15 protein-coding genes and 1 pseudogene are annotated in these 16974 nt (G+C 65.2%); 7 read left to right on the forward strand and 9 right to left on the reverse strand.

Going from position 1 to position 16974, the window contains the following annotated elements:
- Together GEV06_24890 and GEV06_24895 are read right to left on the reverse strand one after the other, a co-directional pair.
- A partial coding sequence (locus tag GEV06_24890) for a family 10 glycosylhydrolase (GenBank protein ID MPZ21108.1) occupies positions 1-581 on the reverse strand: 581 nt, incomplete at its 3' end.
- Positions 582-700: 119 nt separating this feature from the next.
- Positions 701-2251 (reverse strand): DUF222 domain-containing protein, encoded by a 1551-nt coding sequence (locus tag GEV06_24895; GenBank protein MPZ21109.1) that lies wholly within the window; start codon positions 2249-2251, stop codon positions 701-703.
- Positions 2252-2514: 263 nt separating this feature from the next.
- Between GEV06_24895 and GEV06_24900 the strand changes: the two genes are divergently transcribed.
- The 3 genes from GEV06_24900 to GEV06_24910 are packed head-to-tail and all read left to right on the forward strand — an operon-like array spanning position 2515 to position 3500.
- The gene (locus GEV06_24900; protein ID MPZ21110.1) at positions 2515-3060 is read left to right on the forward strand and encodes a DinB family protein; all 546 of its coding nucleotides are present in this window, start codon (positions 2515-2517) and stop codon (positions 3058-3060) included.
- A 33-nt stretch (positions 3061-3093) separates the two neighbouring features.
- Positions 3094-3417: a hypothetical protein gene (locus GEV06_24905; protein MPZ21111.1), complete on the forward strand. Its 324-nt coding sequence runs from the start codon at positions 3094-3096 to the stop codon at positions 3415-3417.
- The gene (locus tag GEV06_24910) at positions 3324-3500 is read left to right on the forward strand and encodes a hypothetical protein (GenBank protein MPZ21112.1); all 177 of its coding nucleotides are present in this window, start codon (positions 3324-3326) and stop codon (positions 3498-3500) included. Before GEV06_24905 ends, GEV06_24910 begins: the two co-directional genes overlap by 94 nt.
- A gap of 1 nt (position 3501) precedes the next feature.
- Here GEV06_24910 and GEV06_24915 read toward each other — a convergent pair.
- Positions 3502-4072 (reverse strand): annotated as a pseudogene (locus GEV06_24915) (hypothetical protein).
- Positions 4073-4156: 84 nt separating this feature from the next.
- Positions 4157-5194, reverse strand: a complete 1038-nt coding sequence (locus tag GEV06_24920) for a helix-turn-helix domain-containing protein (protein MPZ21113.1) — start codon at positions 5192-5194, stop codon at positions 4157-4159.
- Here GEV06_24920 and GEV06_24925 point away from each other — a divergent pair.
- Both GEV06_24925 and GEV06_24930 read left to right on the forward strand, forming a co-directional pair.
- Complete coding sequence (locus GEV06_24925; GenBank protein ID MPZ21114.1) at positions 5193-6005, forward strand: molybdopterin-dependent oxidoreductase; 813 nt, start codon at positions 5193-5195, stop codon at positions 6003-6005. The two genes, GEV06_24920 and GEV06_24925, sit on opposite strands and share 2 nt — an antisense overlap.
- 81 nt (positions 6006-6086) lie before the next feature.
- The gene (locus GEV06_24930) at positions 6087-7187 is read left to right on the forward strand and encodes an FAD:protein FMN transferase (GenBank protein ID MPZ21115.1); all 1101 of its coding nucleotides are present in this window, start codon (positions 6087-6089) and stop codon (positions 7185-7187) included.
- Between the two features lie 64 nt (positions 7188-7251).
- On the opposite strand, the gene GEV06_24935 is transcribed toward GEV06_24930, so the two are convergent.
- Positions 7252-8004 (reverse strand): hypothetical protein, encoded by a 753-nt coding sequence (locus GEV06_24935; protein MPZ21116.1) that lies wholly within the window; start codon positions 8002-8004, stop codon positions 7252-7254.
- Positions 8005-8584: 580 nt separating this feature from the next.
- On the opposite strand from GEV06_24935, the gene GEV06_24940 reads away from it, so the two are divergent.
- On the forward strand, positions 8585-9691 hold the full coding sequence (locus GEV06_24940) for a DUF222 domain-containing protein (protein MPZ21117.1): 1107 nt from the start codon (positions 8585-8587) through the stop codon (positions 9689-9691).
- Between the two features lie 529 nt (positions 9692-10220).
- Entirely contained in the window at positions 10221-12917 is a 2697-nt protein-coding gene (locus GEV06_24945) for an FtsX-like permease family protein (protein ID MPZ21118.1), read from the forward strand.
- 31 nt (positions 12918-12948) lie between these two features.
- Here the strand turns inward: GEV06_24945 and GEV06_24950 are convergent, their stop codons facing one another.
- From GEV06_24950 to GEV06_24965, 4 genes are all read right to left on the reverse strand, one after another.
- A complete protein-coding gene (locus GEV06_24950) occupies positions 12949-13176 on the reverse strand; it encodes a hypothetical protein (GenBank protein ID MPZ21119.1) in 228 nt (75 codons plus the stop codon).
- Complete coding sequence (locus GEV06_24955) at positions 13163-13474, reverse strand: hypothetical protein (GenBank protein ID MPZ21120.1); 312 nt, start codon at positions 13472-13474, stop codon at positions 13163-13165. Before GEV06_24955 ends, GEV06_24950 begins: the two co-directional genes overlap by 14 nt.
- Positions 13475-13668: 194 nt before the next feature.
- Entirely contained in the window at positions 13669-16353 is a 2685-nt protein-coding gene (locus tag GEV06_24960; GenBank protein ID MPZ21121.1) for an FtsX-like permease family protein, read from the reverse strand.
- A gap of 12 nt (positions 16354-16365) precedes the next feature.
- The gene (locus GEV06_24965) at positions 16366-16704 is read right to left on the reverse strand and encodes a PadR family transcriptional regulator (protein MPZ21122.1); all 339 of its coding nucleotides are present in this window, start codon (positions 16702-16704) and stop codon (positions 16366-16368) included.
- Positions 16705-16974 lie beyond the last annotated feature (270 nt).

A 16974-nucleotide genomic window follows, 5' to 3' on the forward strand; every position in this document is an offset into this window, starting at 1 on the left:
TAGTCCGACGAGGGCTGACCGAACATGTTGAAGAACAGGCCGTCCACGTCGTAGCGCCCCAGCGCTTCCGTGAGAATCTGCATCGCCGGCTCGCGGTAGTAGCCATTGATGCAGGTCGCATACAGGCCGTTGTAGATCGCCGGCTCGCCGTTTGCCTTGCGAAAGAACCACTCCGGATTCGCGTCGAACGCCAGCTTCGGCGCCTTGCTGAAGTCGAAGCGACCGATCACGCGAATGCCCCGGGCGTGCGCCTCCTCGAGCACGTCGCCGAAGGTATCTTGCCCAGGCGGCATGTGTGGGCTCCGACGATGGAAGGCGATCGCCGTGTTGTAGTGGGCGACGATGCCGCCCATCCCGAAGAGGAGGACGTTGGCCGGGAAGTCAGCGAGCTGCTCGACCAGTCGCTTGGCGTCGAGACCTGAATCCGTCTCCCGCAGATTCGTCTGCACCAGACGGAACGGCTCCTCCATCCACCATCGCTTCGGTTCGGGAGTCCTGTCCGGCTGGAGTGCCGCCGCGGTCGCCACGGCAAACAGGACGAGACCTACTGCAACGAGCGGCTTGAGCGGCAAATGCGGCATGGGCACCTCACCGGGAGTTTACACGCGGCGCATGGGCGGCTGTGTCGGGAACATAGTCTGCTACGCGATCTCAGGCAGCGAAGGCCGCGGATACCCGCGTTCCGATGCTCTCTTCCGTGCTACGTCGCGACCGACGTTCCCGCGGAAACGTCACCCCCTGGGGCCACGTCCCTCGGACGATCCCGTAGGACCTCGACCGCCCAGCCCACGTCGAATCGCTCGCCATACCACTCCGGCGTCGCTGTGTGAGGCCCGATCTGGATGTCGGCGGACGCGAGCCGCGCGGCGATGGGGGCCAGCGGGTCACGAACGGGGCTGCAGGCGCTGCACCAGCGCGGGACTGGCGGAGAGGCTGGCAGCGGCCGCCCATCCGGCCGGCAGACGCGGACCGTCCCGTCCGGGGCCCGCGTGAGCGTGAAGCCCTCTTCATGCACCGCTCTATGGTGGCGTTTGCAGACCAAGGCGAGATTGGTCAGCCCCGTGGCGCCTCCGTCGGCCCAGTGAACAAGATGGTGGGCCTCGCAGTGCCGCGCCGTACAGCCGGGAAACTGGCAGTGGCGATCGCGGGCGGTCAGCGCCCGGCGGATCGCCGGGGGAATCGTCCGCCGCTTCCGCCCGACGTCGAGCACCGTGCCGTCTGGCGCATGCCGCATCACCACGGTGGACGCATCGCAGGCAAGGCGTCGCGACGTTTCAGCGGAAACGCGCGCGGCGTCGACGTCCTCCAGCACCGCCTGGCCGGCGTCGGGCGCGACCACCTCCTCTGCGGCCGATCCGCCGTCCGCGTTCAGCGTGTCCTCGTCGACGTGGACCACCACCTGATACCGATCGCCCGACGTCCCGGGATCCAAGTCACTGGCCAGGGCGCTCTCGGCCAGGAGCCCAAGCGCGTCGGCGCGGCGTTGGGCCGGAGTGATTTCCACGGTGCCGTCGTCACGGGCGTCGGCAACACTTTCGCGAAGCAGCCGATCGCTCGCTGCCTCGAGCGCCCGTTGCACCACGGCCCCGAGCTCCGGTGCGAGCCGGCCGCGGATGACCAGCATCCCGTCCTCATCGACCCAGGTGTGAAGGGACCGCTGCTGATGGCGCCGCGCGGTCTCGCGCGCTTCCTCCAGGCGGTCGGCACGCCGCCAGGCGCGGACCAATCGCTCGACGTGCGCCGCCGTGCCGCCCTGCGCTGCACGCAGAAGCCGCGTCTCATTGTCCGGCGTTGCGATCCTGCTGAGCGCGCGGACCTTTGAGTACGACAGCTCGCCGCGCTGCATCGCGGTACTGATCTGGGGGAGCCTCGCCAGGGCGTGCGCCACGCGCACCTTCTCGCGCGCGGCGCCGGGGTCGAGGCCGGTCCGCCAACTGAGCCAGTGCGCGCAGGAGAGACAGCTGCCGTCGTTCCAGCCGGCGCGCTGATCGAACTGCCGGATCAGGACCAGCAGCTCGTAGGTCGCCGCCTGAATGCGAGCCGACAGCTCGGCGATCGCATCGCCCAGTTGTTCGATCTCCTCCTCCGACGGAGGGGTCGGGGCGTCAGCGAGCACCGCAGGGATCGAGGTGTCGGGGGTTGTTTCTAGAAGTGCTGGAGTCGACATGAACCATGATAACCACCGTATTTGTAACCGCTTGTACGCCTCCAGGTACCACTCAATCGGTTCGAGGGTCTCCGCGACCTTCATTTGGCCATCGACTGTCGCCACAAGGGCCGCATGCGCCTTCAGGAGGCATCCAGACGCTGGGTCCCAATTGCGGATCACTCGTCGAAAAAATCCTGTCAAGCAAAAAATGGGTCCGGACCGGGGACATAGGTAACAATCCGCTTGAGCCAGGGCGAAGGCATCCCCTGGGCCATAAAGTCAACGCGTCTGATGCGGTGTCTAATGGGAGGTATCGCAGATCCGCACATTGCCGTCGAGCGCGCCACGAGCCAAGGAGGTAAGCCATGGTACGTCTTCTCATCGCGTCCGCCCCAGTCCTGCTCTTCGCGGTCACGGCACCGGCACAGCCAATACCAAAGGGCCAGAAAATCGGGCTCGCTCGGTACCTGCAGGCTGGCTATAGCGGACTCAAGATGAATCTGACCCGGGCGGCCGACAAAATGCCGGCCGCAGACTACGATTCCAAGCCCAGCTCGATGCCGGAAGTTCGCAGCTACGGGCAAATCTTTGCACACGTTGCTGACGGCCAATTCACTACGTGCGCGGCGATCAACGGAGTTCCCAACCCCAATCAATCCCGAAATCTCGAACAAGAGCTGAAGACAAAAGCCGCGTTCGTAAAGGCTCTTGCTGACTCGTTCGCCTTTTGCGACGATGCGTTCGCGTCTTTGACTGATGCGAATGCTATGGAATCTGTCAAGCAGGGCCAGGGGGAGGTTGCGAAGGCCGCCGCGCTCGTTGGGCTCCTCGCTCATGGCGCCGAGATGTACGGCATCAGCACGGTCTATCTGCGCGCGAAGAACTTGGTTCCGCCGTCGAGCGAACAATAGATTCGGGACGGCGGTGCGAGCGTGGAGGGGGTTATGTCAACACACGCAAACATGAGCGCGCTCGAGGAAGCTAGAGGACGCTGGAACTGCGGCGACCTTGACGGCTACCTCCGCCTCTACAGCGCCGATGCAGTGCTCCACGGGTACGCCAACGTGCCGCCATGGCTCAGCGGTATCCGACAGTTCTACGAAGGTTTCTGCTCAGCATTTCCTAGGTCACAAATTGTCTTCGAGGATGTCTTTGCCGCAGACGACAGGGTCGCGTGCCGCTTTGTCATCAGGCGAAGCACTTGGGCGAGTTCCAGGGTCTACCGGCTACAGGGAAATCGGTCCATCTACCAGGAATCACCATCTTGAAGTTCGCCGAGGGCCGGTGCGTGGAACGGTGGAGTCAAGTTGATGCCGCGAGCCTGCTGGAAACGTCCGAGACACGTTCGTAGGCTACGAGCCGGCCGGACGACACTCGACGACATAGCGGCCCGACGGCTGTCGTTCCGCGGCGTGCACGTCCAATCCGGCGTCGCGAGCCAGGTCGCGGAACTCGCTCAGCGTTCGATTTCTCCCGCCAACAAGCACCATCATCAGCAGCTCCGGTGACGGACCACCGTCCTCGTCGGGCGAGACGCCGCCCAGCAGGACCACGCGCCCACCTGGGCGCGCTGCCTCTGCACAGCGCGTCAGGAGCGCAAGCGCCTCGCGGTCGGGCCAGTCGGCAAGGACGTTCTTGACCACGAAGCCAAGCTGTACCCCCGAGTCCAACAGCGCACGAGCTGCCTCGTTCATGGCAAAGCGTCCATACGCCGGGCTCCTCGAACAGGCCCTTGGTGACGAGATGCCTCAGCACTCTGTGAAGAGCATCCGAATCGGCCCCAGACGCCGCAGCAAGATCATCGATGTCGCTGATTCCCTCCGCTACGCGATCTCCAATCCGAAGCGTCGCAACGACGTGGATGCACCACGGCGTACAGAGGTCGCCCAACGCCCAGATACTCACGTCGCTTCGGCCAGGCATACCTGCACCTCACATCGTCAGCCCTGCATTACGGCAGTTAATTCAAGTGGGCTCTGGGCGCATGGCGAACCGGCAGACCGTGGCTCACGCCTCCGCGCGCGAGGGCGCCGATGCCTCGATCCGCGGGGCCTCCATGTGAACGGCGCGCCACTGGCCCGGCGACGTGCCTTCCCAGTGATGAAAGGCACGGAAGAACGAATTGGGATCACCGTATCCGAGCAAGTACGCCGCCTCGTTCAGCTCCAGCGATGGTTGCAACAAATAGTGACGCGCGAGCTCGCGACGCGCGTCGAGCAGTAGTTGCTGGAAGCTGACGCCTTCGTCGTTCAGGCGCCGCTGTAGCGTCCGCGGGCTGACAGCCAGGTCGCGCGCAACATCGCGCATCGCCGGACGCTGCCCGACCAGCAGTTGCTTCAGCACCGCCTTCACGCGATCGCTCGTCGATCGCGCATCGACGTATTGAGACAGCTCCGCATCGAGGTGCGGCGTCAGCAGGCGCAGCAGCTCCGGGTTGTGGGTCACGAACGGCCGATCCAGATCGACCGTGTCGAAGATCAGCGCGTTCCGACTCGCCCCAGCATGCACGGCACACTGGAAGTACGCCTCGTACATCTCCCGATGCGTCGTCTGATGCCTGAGCTCCACCCGTCGAGGCGAGAGTGACGTGGCGGTGCCGCGTCTGCCGATCGTCAGCACCCACGCAAAGCAGACGTCGACCAGCACGGGAGGCTCCGCCTGTGTCGCGAGCGGCCACCCGAACTGGACGATGCAGGCGTCGCCGTCGGGGACGATCTGGACTTCCTCTGGACAGGTGAGCTGCTTGTAACGCGCAAGCCGCGTCAGCGCATCCCCAAAGAAGCGCGCGTACAGCCCCGTCATCGCCACCGGGTCGTAGCGCTCGATCCGCTGCTCGGTCCCGATCTCGAGCCCTATCGCGGGATTGTCACTACTGTCGCCGATGGCCCGCCAGAGCTCGAAGAGCTGCTGCGTGGTGACCGCGACCGGGTCCTGCCCGAGCAGCTCTGTCGGTAAGCCCGCCCGTGCAAACAACAGCTCTCTCGGTAAGCCCAGCTCGTGAAGCCTGCGAAAGAAGAGACTCGTGAGCCTAAATGTGCGATTCATGCGAAATGGCTCTGTGGCGCGTTTGGCAAGCGCAATGGCACGACCCGCTAGTGACGCGCATCAGCTTGCGCCGCTACCCTCTAATCAGATATTTCGAGCAACCGCCGATGCGGTCAGGGGCAACATCGTTCATCTTACCGCGTTCACTATGCCGAGCCGCGAAGCGAGCCGAAGGGCCACGCTCACGGCGAACGGGCCCCAGCGACCAGGTAGGGACATCTCGCTGAAGCGTCCGTTTCCAGCGTCGGTCGCGAAGAAGGACCCGCTCGAGCTTCGCCGACAACTCCTGGCCGGCCATCCGCGACATCTCGCGGTGCTGGAGCTCGCCGCAGAGAAGGCCGGCTGGGGCACGCCGTTGCCCGAGGGACGCGCACGCGGAATCGCCGTCCACGAATCGTTCAGCAGCTTCGTCGCGCAGGTCGCGGAGGTCTCGCGCGGGTCGAACGGCCAGCCCAAGGTCGAGCGGATCGTGTGCGTCGTCGATTGCGGTATCGCCATCAATCCGGACGTGATCCGCGCGCAGATGGAGGGCGGCATCGGCTACGGTCTGGGGTCGGCACTCTACAACGAGATCACAATCGAGCGGGGCCGTGCGCGGCAGTCCAACTTCCACAACTACCTGCCGCTGCGCATCCAGGACATGCCCGCTATCGACGTCCATATCGTCCCGTCTGCGCAGCCGCCGACGGGCGTCGGTGAGCCGGGCGTGCCACCGGTCGCGCCGGCGGTCGCCAACGCCTGGTTCCACCTGACCGGCGAGCGCCTGCGTCGCCTGCCGTTCGTAAGGCGGTCGCCCGCCCGCGCGGCCTGAAATCCGCGCGCTACAAACGAAATGTGATGGGCGTAGCGCGGGGCCTTTAGGCCGCGCGTTGCCAATGGGATAATCGTAGGGGTGACGCGGCATGCTGACATCATCCGTTTCGTGCGCTCCACTCTGCTCGTAGTGATTGTGCTCGGCGCCGCCGGTGCCGGCGACGCGCTGTCCTGCCAGGCCGACTCGACCGAACAGCCCCGTATCACCTTCCACCCACGAACAGAGGTCGCACTCACGCGCTACGAGTTCCACGAGCCGCACATGGGCACGCTCGTGCGCCTCGTGCTCTATGCCCGCGACGAGAGACAGGCAGTACACGCCTCACGCGCGGCATTCGACCGCCTCGCCGCGCTCGATCGCACACTGAGCGACTACCAATCCACCAGCGAATTGAGACAGCTGTGCGGCAAGGCGGGCCAAGGTGCGGTCGCGGTGAGTGCCGATCTCTTTCGCGTCCTGGCCGCCGCGCAGTCCCTCGCTGCCCGTTCGCACGGAGCCTTCGACGTGACGAGTGGACCACTCACACGGCTCTGGCGCGGGGCGCGCCGCCTGGGCGAGCTGCCAGCTCCCGCACGCGTGGATGCCGCGAGGGCCAAGACCGGCTTCCGCCTGCTGCGCCTCGACGAGGCGTCGCAGACCGTCACGCTGGACCGTGCCGGCATGGCGCTCGACGTGGGTGGCATCGCAAAGGGTGATGCTGCTGATCAGGCACTCGTCGCCCTTGCACGTGCAGGGGTCACCCGCGGGCTCATAGCCATTGGCGGTGACATTGCCGTCTCCGCCCCACCCCCAGGCCGCGACGGCTGGGCCATCGAAGTGGCGTCGCTCGACGTCCCGGGTGCGCCGCGCCCCTTCACGCTACGTCTACACCACGCCGCCGTCTCGACCGCCGGAGACGCCGAGCAGTGGATGGCGGTGGCCGGTCGCCGTTACTCGCACATTCTCGATCCTCGGACTGGCTGGCCGATGACGGTCCGCAGTCAAACCACTGTCATCGCCCGCCGCGGCCTCGACGCCGATGGCCTCGACACCGCCGCTGCCGTCCTGGGGCCAGAGGAGGGCGTGCGGCTGGTCGAGGAGACGCCGGGCGCCGCTCTGTTCATGGTGCGTCAAGAGACCGATGGACGCGTCACGGTCCGGCGATCCAGTGGGTGGCCTCTGTCAACCTCAGGTCCCTGAATCACCAGTTCACTCGAAGGGACAACTGAAGCACTCCCGTTCCGCCCGTTGTTGCCGGCGCGACTCAAACGGCGAGCGAGCCGCGTCCCGCTCGCCGTTTGATCGCACGAAGCCACATTTGCCGGATGAGTGCGCTGCCGGGGTAGATGAGGCGCCAGTACGCAGCAAACCACCGGCGCGCCGACGCGCTGTTGGCGAACACGCGCGTTTCGGTTGACAGGCGCGAGCCGCCCGCTCCATCGGCGCTGACCAGGAAGTTCATGGTTGCCGTGGCGAAACCGGGCGGCAGCGGCTCCTGGAAGGTTTGTGGCGTCGGTGGCTCACGTCGTCCCACGGGCGCTAGAACCACAGTGCCAACCACGAGCTCGTGCGGAGGCTCGTCGGCGAGTCGCACGAACCCGCTGCGCGTCGCCACATCCAGCAGAGGTGCCGCGCTGCCCGGGTTGAGAATGCTCTGGGAGGCCTGCCGTCCTCCGCGTCGCATCCAGGTGAGCGTGCGGAACAAGAAGATCTCGTCGGCTTGCACACGCTTGATAGCCTCGAACACACGCGTGGGTGGAGCGTCGATCTCGATGGCATGGCGCTCGCGAAACTGCCAGACGGGGCTGGTCTCGTCGAGTCGCGTGTGCGTTTTCGTGACCCGAGACTCCCTAACCGGTAGGCGCAGCCCGATGCCAGCTATCACTGCGCCCGCCGCACCGACTACGAGTCCGCGTGTACGTGTCACGCCGCGCCCGCGCCAGATGGGCCGGACGATCAGTCCAACTCCGGTGGCGGCGATGGCGAGACCCGTATAGACCGTCACCGAGCTCCACATGCCCCTACCCTTTCCCTGCCTTTCGAGGAGCCGGACCGCCTGGTTCGGATCTTCACGATCAACCAGGCGGGCGAGGCGGTGAATGCACTTTCCGCTCCCAACTTCATGAGTCTCCAAGAGCAGAGCGGCGCGTTCACTGGGATGGCGACCTTCATCTACGGCACCGCGGCGCTTACTGGGATCGAAGAGCCACGAGAGCTGAACAGTGCGTTCGTCAGCGCAGGCTCAGGGCCCTGAGGCTCTCGTCATGCTTCAAGTAGCTGGCAATGAACTTCACACGCTCGTTCATGGGTGCGGTCTCGTTCCAGGGCATGTTCCAGCATGCCGGAAACTGTCACCCATGTTCCCAGCAGTCTAAAGTGTCACCTATGTCGCCGGTCCGGACCCCATTTTCTGCTTGACAGGGATTTGTCGACGCGCGGTTTGTAGTCGGAACCGCGCGCCTGAATGCCTCCTGGAGACTCATACAGTTCCTATGGCGCCCGGTGTCGCCCAAAGAAAGGTCACGGAGACCCTTGGAGCCATTTCGTAGCACCTGGAGGCGTACAAGCGGTTGAAAACCCGGGGGTTATGATGGTCCATGCGTCTTCAAGAATCACTGCATCCGACCTCGGACACCTCGATCCTTGAACCGCGAACCCAGGCGCCGACGTCCGACGAGGAGATCGAACGGCTGGGCGCTGCCATCGCCGAGCTGTCGGCTCGCATTCAGGCCGCGACCTACGAGCTGCTGGTCCTGATCCGGCAGTTCGATAAGCGCGCCGGCTGGAACGACGGCGCCTGCGTGTCGTGCGCGCACTGGCTCAGTTGGCGCACCGGCCTCGACCCTGGCGCGGCGCGCGAGAAGGTGCGCGTAGCGCGCGCCCTGGCGCGGCTGCCTCAGATCAGTGCTGCCATGCAGCGGGGCGAGCTGTCGTACTCGAAGGTCCGCGCGCTCTCGCGGATCGCGACGCCTGAAAATGAGACGCGCCTCGTGGGGGCAGCGCGGGGCGGCACCGCGGCGCACGTGGAGCGGTTGGTCCGGGCCTGGCGCCGCGCCGACCGGCTGGAGGAAACGCGAGAGACCGCGCGGCGCCATCAGCAGCGGTCCCTCTACACTTGGGTCGATGAGGACGGGATGCTGGTGATCCGCGGCCGGCTCACGCCGGAGCTCGGGGCGGTGGTGCAACGGGCGCTCGAGGCGGCGGGCGATCGGCTCTTTCGCGAGACCGCGGCCGGTCCAAACGACGATGGTCCGGCGGAGATCACGCCCGCCCAACGCCGCGCCGATGCCCTCGGACTCCTGGCCGAGAGCGCGCTGGCCAGCGATCTGGATCGAGGGACGGCGGGCGATCGCTATCAGGTGGTGATCCACGTCGACGAGGACACGTTGAAAGCAGACGCCGGGCTGGCCACTGAGGAGGCGATCACATCAGACGCCGGCCAGGCGGTGCTGGAAGATGTCGATGGGACGTACGTTTCCGCTGAAACGTCGCGACGCATCGCCTGCGACGCGTCGACCGTGGTGATGCGGCATGCGCCAGACGGCACCGTGCTCGACGTCGGCCGGAAGCGGCGGACGATTCCGCCGGCGATCCGCCGGGCGCTCACGGCTTGCGATCGTCATTGCCAGTTTCCGGCGTGCTCGGCGCGGTACTGTGACGCCCACCACATTGTCCACTGGGCTGACGGCGACGCGGCTCGATAACCTCACCTTGCTGTGCAAGCGGCATCACAGGGCCGTGCACGAAGAGGGCTTCACCATCACGCGGGGTGCTGAGGGGACGGTCGTCGTCTGCCGGCCGGATGGCCGGCCACTCCCCACCGCACCGCCGGCTCCGCGCTGGGACACTCGTGGCGGCGACGTCTGGGACCCACTCGCACCCAGCACTGCGTGGCTGACGGCCGCGGTATCCGGATCAGCCCGCACACAGCCACGCCGGAGTGGCTCGGCGAGCGGCTCGATGTGGCCTGGGCGATCGACGTGCTGCGGGATCGTCCGGTGGCGGCGACCTAGACAGACAACGTTTGCGCGGAAGCGTGCCTCCCAACCTACCGGCGCACCGATCAGTCCTGACCGGCGCCGACATTGCGTCACGCAGCACCGCACCGGCGACCATGGGCGACAATGCCTTGAACTTCTACCTATTATGAGGTATATGTCGAAGTAAATAGTCTCAGAGCATCACCTCGATCGGACTACCACAAGGAGCCCAGACGGCCCGAGGAGACGTATCGTGACCTGGTGGAAGAGACTCTTAGGACGCCGTGAGCTCGACGCACGACTCGACCAGGAACTGCGGGATCACATCGAGCGCCAGGTGGCGGCCGATGTGGCGGCTGGGATGAGCGAGGTGGCTGCGCGGCGCAGGGCTGCAACGGAGCTCGGCGGCGTCGAGCAGGCCAAGGAGGCGTGCCGAGAGGTTCGTGGTACACGCTGGCTCGAGGAGGTCGCACATGACGTGCGGTACGGATCTCGGGTCCTGGCTGCCAGCCCTGGATTCACGCTGGTCGCGGTGCTTTCTCTCGCGCTTGGCATTGGCGCGAACACGGCTATTTTCTCTCTCATGAATAGCCTGCTGCTTCGCACATTGCCTGTCCGGGCGCCCGAGCGGCTGGTGTTGCTCGATGAGGGTTCGTGGACGAATCCCATCTGGGAGGAAATTCGCGATCGACATTCTCAGTTGTTTGCTGGCGTTGCAGCTTGGGGGAATGCACGGTTCGACCTGGCCTCGGGCGGACAGGCCGACTTGGTGGAAGGGCAATGGGTCAGTGGCGACTTCTTCGATGTCCTGGGCGTCCAGCCGATGCTGGGCCGCACGCTGACGGCCGCAGACGACCGCCGCGGAGGTGGCGCGGACGGTCCAGTGGTGATGATCAGCTACAGATTCTGGCAGCAGCGGTTTGGCGGGAGAGCCGAGATCGTTGGCTCCTCCCTGACGCTGAATCGCGTGGTGTTTACGATCGTGGGCGTCACGCCACCTGAGTTCTTCGGCCCGATGGTGGGCAGATCGTTCGACGTAGCCGTGCCGATTGGGACCGAGCCGCTCGTGCGAACGGACGAGAGCTGGCTGGATAGGCCCACCACCCGATGGCTCGAGATTATCGCTCGGTTGACGCCGGACCAGACCGTTCAGGACGCGACGCGTGCACTGCGCGCTGTGCAACCACAGATACGGGAGGCCACGCTGGAGGAACGCTATCTGCGCGGCGCACTCACCATGGTGCCCGCGGCCACGGGCACGTCGCGCATCCGCGACGACTACGAGCGCCCGCTGGTCACACTGATGGTTGTCGTCGGGCTCGTCCTCTTGATCGCTTGTGCCAACATCGCCAACCTGCTTCTCGCACGCGCCAGCGCTCGCCGGCATGAGCTAAGCATGCGTCGGGCGCTCGGCGCATCGCGGCTCAGGCTCATGCGACAACTGCTCGTCGAAAGCATGCTGCTCGCGGGCGCAGGTGCGGTTCTCGGATTGGGGCTTGCGCAGTGGGGCAGCCGCCTGCTGCTCCGGCAACTTTCATCGTTCGGCAACACGGTGTTTCTCGACCTGTCTCTCGACTGGCGGGTGATTGGGTTCACGGCCGCTGTCGGCATCGGGACGGCGCTGCTCTTGGGCGTCGTGCCGGCGTTTCGGGCTGGTCGTGCCGAGCCAAACGACGTGCTGAAGCAACACAGCCGCACGCTTGCCGGTCACCGGCGAAACGCGCTCGGCCAGCTCCTTCTCGTCGGTCAGATCGCCCTCGCGCTGGTGCTCGTCGTCGCGGCCGGCCTCTTCATCCGAACGCTCTCGACGCTGAACACTCTCGATCTCGGACTCGATCGGGATCCCGTGCTCGTGGTCAGCGTCGACGCGCAGCGGAGTCTTGTCGAACGCCCACAACGCGTCGACTTGTTCCATCGAGTGGTCGATGCTGTCGTTGCGGCCCCGGGTGTGGTTCACGCCGCCGCGTCCGTGATGTCGCCGATTAGCGGTAACGATTGGCAGAGCCACTTCATGGTCGCAGGTAGGCCGCCGCTCTCGGAGGACGAAAGCAGTGCGTACATCAACGCAATCAGCCCAGCCTGGTTTGCCACCTACGGAATCACACTCCTGGCCGGCCGTGACTTCGATGCGCGCGATCGTGCCGAGGCGCCGGCCGTCGCCATCGTCAACGAGAGATTTGCGCGGAGGTTCTTCGATGGGGCGAGCCCCATCGGCCGCGCGATCCAGCAGATCCCAGATACTCAACGACCGCAAACGGGCCCAATCGAGATTGTCGGGCTGGTCGAAGATGCCGCATATCGCTCCGTCCGGGAGACGATTCCGCCCACTGTCTACTTTCCGCTGGCGCAGGTCAGCCGAGAGCCGGACTCGGCCGGCCGCAGCCGCTCGATCACAGCGCCGTGGATCGACTCGGGCATCAACATCGGTGTCCGTAGCGGCGTCGGCTCGCCTGTTTTGCTGATGAAGAGTGTGGCGGCGGCAGTCGGCAAGGTTGATGGCAATCTGTCGCTCTCTCTTCAGCTAGTTGCTGACCAAATCAACGCGTCGCTGCTCCCCGAGAGGCTCGTGGCGATGCTGGCCGGTTTCTTCGGAGCGCTTGCGCTGCTCCTGGCGGCGATCGGTCTCTACGGCGTGATGTCGTATTCCATCAGTCGCCGTCGGGCCGAGATCGGCATCCGGATGGCGTTGGGTGCAGACAGCGCCAAAGTGGTGCGGCTCGTGCTTGGGCGCGCAGCCGTCCTCATCAGTCTGGGTGTCGTGCTTGGGGCGGCCGTCAGCCTGTGGGCATCGCGCTTCGTAGAGGCCTTGCTCTATGGGCTCGAACCACACGACCCGCTCACGTTCGTTTCAGCCGTGATGGTACTGGCAAGCGTCGGTGCTCTGGCCGCGTGGTTACCGGCCAGGCGCGCAGCGCGCATCGATCCGGCACGCGTGCTGCGGGAAGGTTAGGATCGCGCCTCCCGACGCTTCGTTCCCAACGCTACGGCTTGTAGGCCGAGTCATGATCTGGGTGCAGCGAGATCAAACGCAGGAAGTCACCGTCACGAAATGCCACCGCGCGGATCCGCTGGCTGACCCGCACGGAGAAGTCGCGCAGCCGGGCCAGGGGCGCCACAACTTGTTTCAGCTCATCCACCTGGAGGCGAAAGAAGACATCCTCGAACGCTGGGCTGTTCAGGTCCAGACGAATGCGGTTACCCGCGGCCACCAGCACGCCTCGCCCGACTCGGTCTACGCTTGACGAGCTCCTCGACGTCGGTCTCTCGAGGGTTGTTCGCCGCTGCCCATGCCAGCCCACGTGCAATGCGGGATCGGTGGGGTGCATCGAGTGTCCAGAGCTGGGTCTCGGGCACCATGGCAACGGCCGTCAGCAGGACCGTCCCGTCTTCCCGTCGCTCGAGACGCAATGTCTTTCCGGCGTATCGCTTGCCCAAGGAGATCTGGCCGCTCTTGCCGACAACTTTGATCTCGATGTCCTGAACCGGCGATTCAACCATATCTTTCATGCCATCATGCTGTCATGCAGCCATGGGCGCAACAAGCACAGTCCCGACCTACGTCAGAACACGCCGGGTTTGAATCGGAATCCCGTCTCTTCGTCACCTTCACGATAGAGCTTGTGGCAGGCGGCGCACGTGCTCTGCCCGAACTCTTCCGACGCCTTCTGCACGGCTACAACATCGGCATGTCGAGCTCCTGATTACTCAGCACGGAGAGCCTTGAGCGGCTCGACGCTCGCTGCTCGCCACGCAGGCACGGCACAGGCCAGAAGTGCCGCCAGTGCCACGACGAGAGGAACGATCACAAAGGTCATCGCATCGTAGTGATTCGTCTCGTACAGCAGCGACGTCACGAGACGCGTGACACCAAGCGAGGCCACAAAGCCGACGATCAGCCCAACCGCGACGAGCCGCGCGGCCTGCGCCACGACCATTCCGGCAACGGCTCGAGGCTCGGCGCCGAGCGCGAGCCGGACGGCAATCTCGCGGCGGCGTTCGGTAATGCTGAAGGCGAGAAGACCGTACAGACCGATCCAGGCGAGCAGCAGCGCCACGGCAGCACACACCATAACGAGCCCCGTGCTAAAGCGCCTGGGTGCGAATGCATCGCGCAGACGCTGTTCCATCGGCGCGATGCTCTCGATCGCCAGTTGCGGATCGAGCCTGGCAATCTCTTCTCGAATCCGTGCGGACAAGGCGCGGGCGTTCCCCTGCACGAGCACCGCAGTCTTGACTCTACGGTCGAGAAAGAAGTCAGGAGCCTGCCGGAACGGCTGGTACGCGTGCACGTCAGGCTCTACACCGATTGGTCCGTCGGCCACGTCTCCCACAACACCGACCACCGTCAACCATGGAGAGACGCTGTCCACACTGCCCCATTTCAGACGCTTGCCAATGGGATTCTCACCGGGCCAGAAGCGAGTGGCGAGCTTCTCGTTCACGATCACGACCCGCCGGTCCTCCAAGTGCTCCTCTTCCGTGAAGAAGCGCCCATGGCGGAGGGTCATGCCGAACGTCTCGAAGTACGGTCCCTGCACGGACGTGAGGTTCGTCATCGGCGTCACGCGGCTAGCAAGAGCCGAGCCTTCCGGCTCGAACCTGAGATTTCCGACGGCCCCCAGCGGGAAGTCCGACGCAAGCGAGCTGTAGCGGACGCCAGGCACGGACCCAAGACCGCCGAGCAGCGCGCGATGAAAAGTGCGCACGCTGGCCGGAGTGTTGTATGTGGTCTGCGGCAGTGTCATTGATACCGTGAGGACCTGCGCCGCGCGAAAGCCTGGGTTGGTTGCAATCAGCGCCGAGAAACTGCGGAGCAGAAGGCCCGCTCCCACGAGCAGCACGAACGCCAGCCCGACGGCAGAGATGACGAACGCTTGCTGCATCCGTGGTCTCTGCCGAGCACCCGTCGTTCTGGACGTGTCCGCGCGCAGAGCGTCGCCTGGACTACGACGATCGAGCGTGGCTAGGGGAAGCAACCCGACGATCAGGCCCGTGGCGACACAGGTCATCGCCGTAAACGCAAGGACGCGGAGATCCAGCGTGACATCCTGGAGGCCGGGAACGGAGCTGGCAAGGACCGCCGGAATTGTCTCGACGCTCCAGTAGGCGAGCGTGACGCCGAGCGCACCGCCAGCAAACGACAGCAGCAACGCTTCACACAGCAGGAGCTGCATGAGCCGGCCACGGCCGGCGCCCAGTGCCGCGCGGACAGCGAGCTCGCGATTCCGCCCCGCTGCTCGACTCAGCATCAGGTTCGCGACGTTGGCACAGGCGACCAACAGAACAAAGCCGCCTGCGGCAAGCAGCATCAGCAGCGGAAATCTGAAGCGCCCCGAGATGTCCTCGCGCAACGGCACGGCAGACAGGTGCGGCCTGAAACCGGCATTCAGGACGACCGACGGATAGTTGGCTGCAATCTGGCCGGACAGCACATCGAGCTGCGCCTGCGCCATCTCGAGCGAGACGCCGCTCTTGAGGCGCGCGACCACGCTGTTGGTGAGATTCATAGCGCGCTCGACCCGCTCGCGGTCCGTGAACGCGAGCGGCACCCACACGTCCGCGGGCTCATGGTTGACCCGCGGCCCACGGCGCGGAAAGACGAACGTCCTCGGCATCACGCCGACCACCGTGTACGCGCGGCGATCGAGCGTGATGCGGCGGCCAACGATCGCCGGATCGGCCCCGTAGCGCCTGTGCCACAGCCCCCAGCTCAGGATCGCCACGTGGACGCCAGGACGATCCTCTTTTGTCGAGAATGTGCGGCCGACGATTGGCGCAACGCCCAACGTGGGAAGCAAGCTCGCGGACACCCGTGCGCCTTGCACTTGTTCTGAAAGCCCGTGACCCGAGAGCTCGAACGGAATACTCCGGTATGCAGCGACGCCATCGAACGCTTCTTGATAGCGTTGCAGATCTTCGAAATCCAACGGAGAAAACGGCAGGTGCTCGAGATTGGATTCCGGAAAAGACTCGTGGACGGCAACGAGCCGATCCGCATCGGCATAGCCAAGCGGCCGAATCAGCGCGGCATTGACGATGCTGAAGAACGCCGTGTTGGCGCCGATGCCGAGGCCGAGCGTCAGGACGACTGCGACGGCAAATCCTGCGCTATGCCGGAGCATGCGCGCGGCGTATCTCAGGTCCTGAAGGACGTTGCCCAGGTGCGGCGCGAACGTCCAACTCTCACGCAGCTCTTCCTGTATCGTCGCAACACTCCCAAACTGTCGTCGGGCGTGCGCGGCCGGCTGCGCCGTGCCGGATGCGCGGAGCTTCGCCTCCCGCATCGCGAGATGATGGGCAATCTCATCGTGCAGATCTTGATTCAGCCGCCCGCGTCGGAAGAGCGCACGGACGCGTAGACCCACACTGTTCAGCCACTCGGCCACTGTTGCCTCGTATCAGGTGGCGTCGAGCACCCGGTTGATCGCCGCGCTCGTCCGCCGCCAGGACTCTGTCGTGTCGCTGAGTCGCTTCCGGCCGCTTGCGGTGAGCCGGTAGTACTTGGCGCGACGGTTGTTCTCCGACACGTCCCATTGGGCGGTGAGCAGGCCGCGCAACTCCAGACGATGCAAGGCCGGATAGAGCGCGCCTTCTTCCACGGAAAGCGCGTCGGCGGACGCCACGTGAATCCACTCGGCAATCTCGTAGCCGTGCTTCTCGCCCGTGGCGACGGTCCGAAGGATCAACAGCTCCAGGGTGCCCTGCAACAGGTCAGCTTTGCGAGGCCGCTCCTCCATAATCACCTTAGGGAAGAGTGTCCCATAAGACGCTTATGGGAGTCAAGAAGTGGAATCGTCGATGAATTGCTGCGCTGGCACCCGCGAGACCCCCAATGGTCTCGCAGGCGCCGCAGCGGTACCGGCCATCGCGTCAGGGATTCGGCACGAAGACCACGTCGCGGAAGTAGGCCGTGTTCTGCCACTTGGAGGTCGGCATCGTTCCCATCGATTCGGTATACACGCCGGCGCCGGTGTCGGCGTGCAGCGGCAGGCTCACGATTGGCGTGT

Origin of the sequence: Luteitalea sp., assembly GCA_009377605.1 — a bacterium.
Lineage (GTDB): Bacteria > Acidobacteriota > Vicinamibacteria > Vicinamibacterales > Vicinamibacteraceae > WHTT01.

Excerpts from the sequence above, each read along its gene's own strand:
- GEV06_24905 (MPZ21111.1), top strand. The coding sequence starts at position 3,094 with ATGTCAACACACGCAAACATGAGCGCGCTCGAGGAAGCTAGAGGACGC.
- GEV06_24955 (MPZ21120.1), bottom strand. The coding sequence starts at position 13,474 with ATGAAAGATATGGTTGAATCGCCGGTTCAGGACATCGAGATCAAAGTT.
- GEV06_24935 (MPZ21116.1), bottom strand. The coding sequence starts at position 8,004 with ATGTGGAGCTCGGTGACGGTCTATACGGGTCTCGCCATCGCCGCCACC.
- GEV06_24895 (MPZ21109.1), bottom strand. The coding sequence starts at position 2,251 with ATGAAGGTCGCGGAGACCCTCGAACCGATTGAGTGGTACCTGGAGGCG.
- GEV06_24920 (MPZ21113.1), bottom strand. The coding sequence starts at position 5,194 with ATGAATCGCACATTTAGGCTCACGAGTCTCTTCTTTCGCAGGCTTCAC.
- GEV06_24965 (MPZ21122.1), bottom strand. The coding sequence starts at position 16,704 with ATGGAGGAGCGGCCTCGCAAAGCTGACCTGTTGCAGGGCACCCTGGAG.
- GEV06_24940 (MPZ21117.1), top strand. The coding sequence starts at position 8,585 with ATGCGTCTTCAAGAATCACTGCATCCGACCTCGGACACCTCGATCCTT.
- GEV06_24900 (MPZ21110.1), top strand. The coding sequence starts at position 2,515 with ATGGTACGTCTTCTCATCGCGTCCGCCCCAGTCCTGCTCTTCGCGGTC.
- GEV06_24925 (MPZ21114.1), top strand. The coding sequence starts at position 5,193 with ATGCGAAATGGCTCTGTGGCGCGTTTGGCAAGCGCAATGGCACGACCC.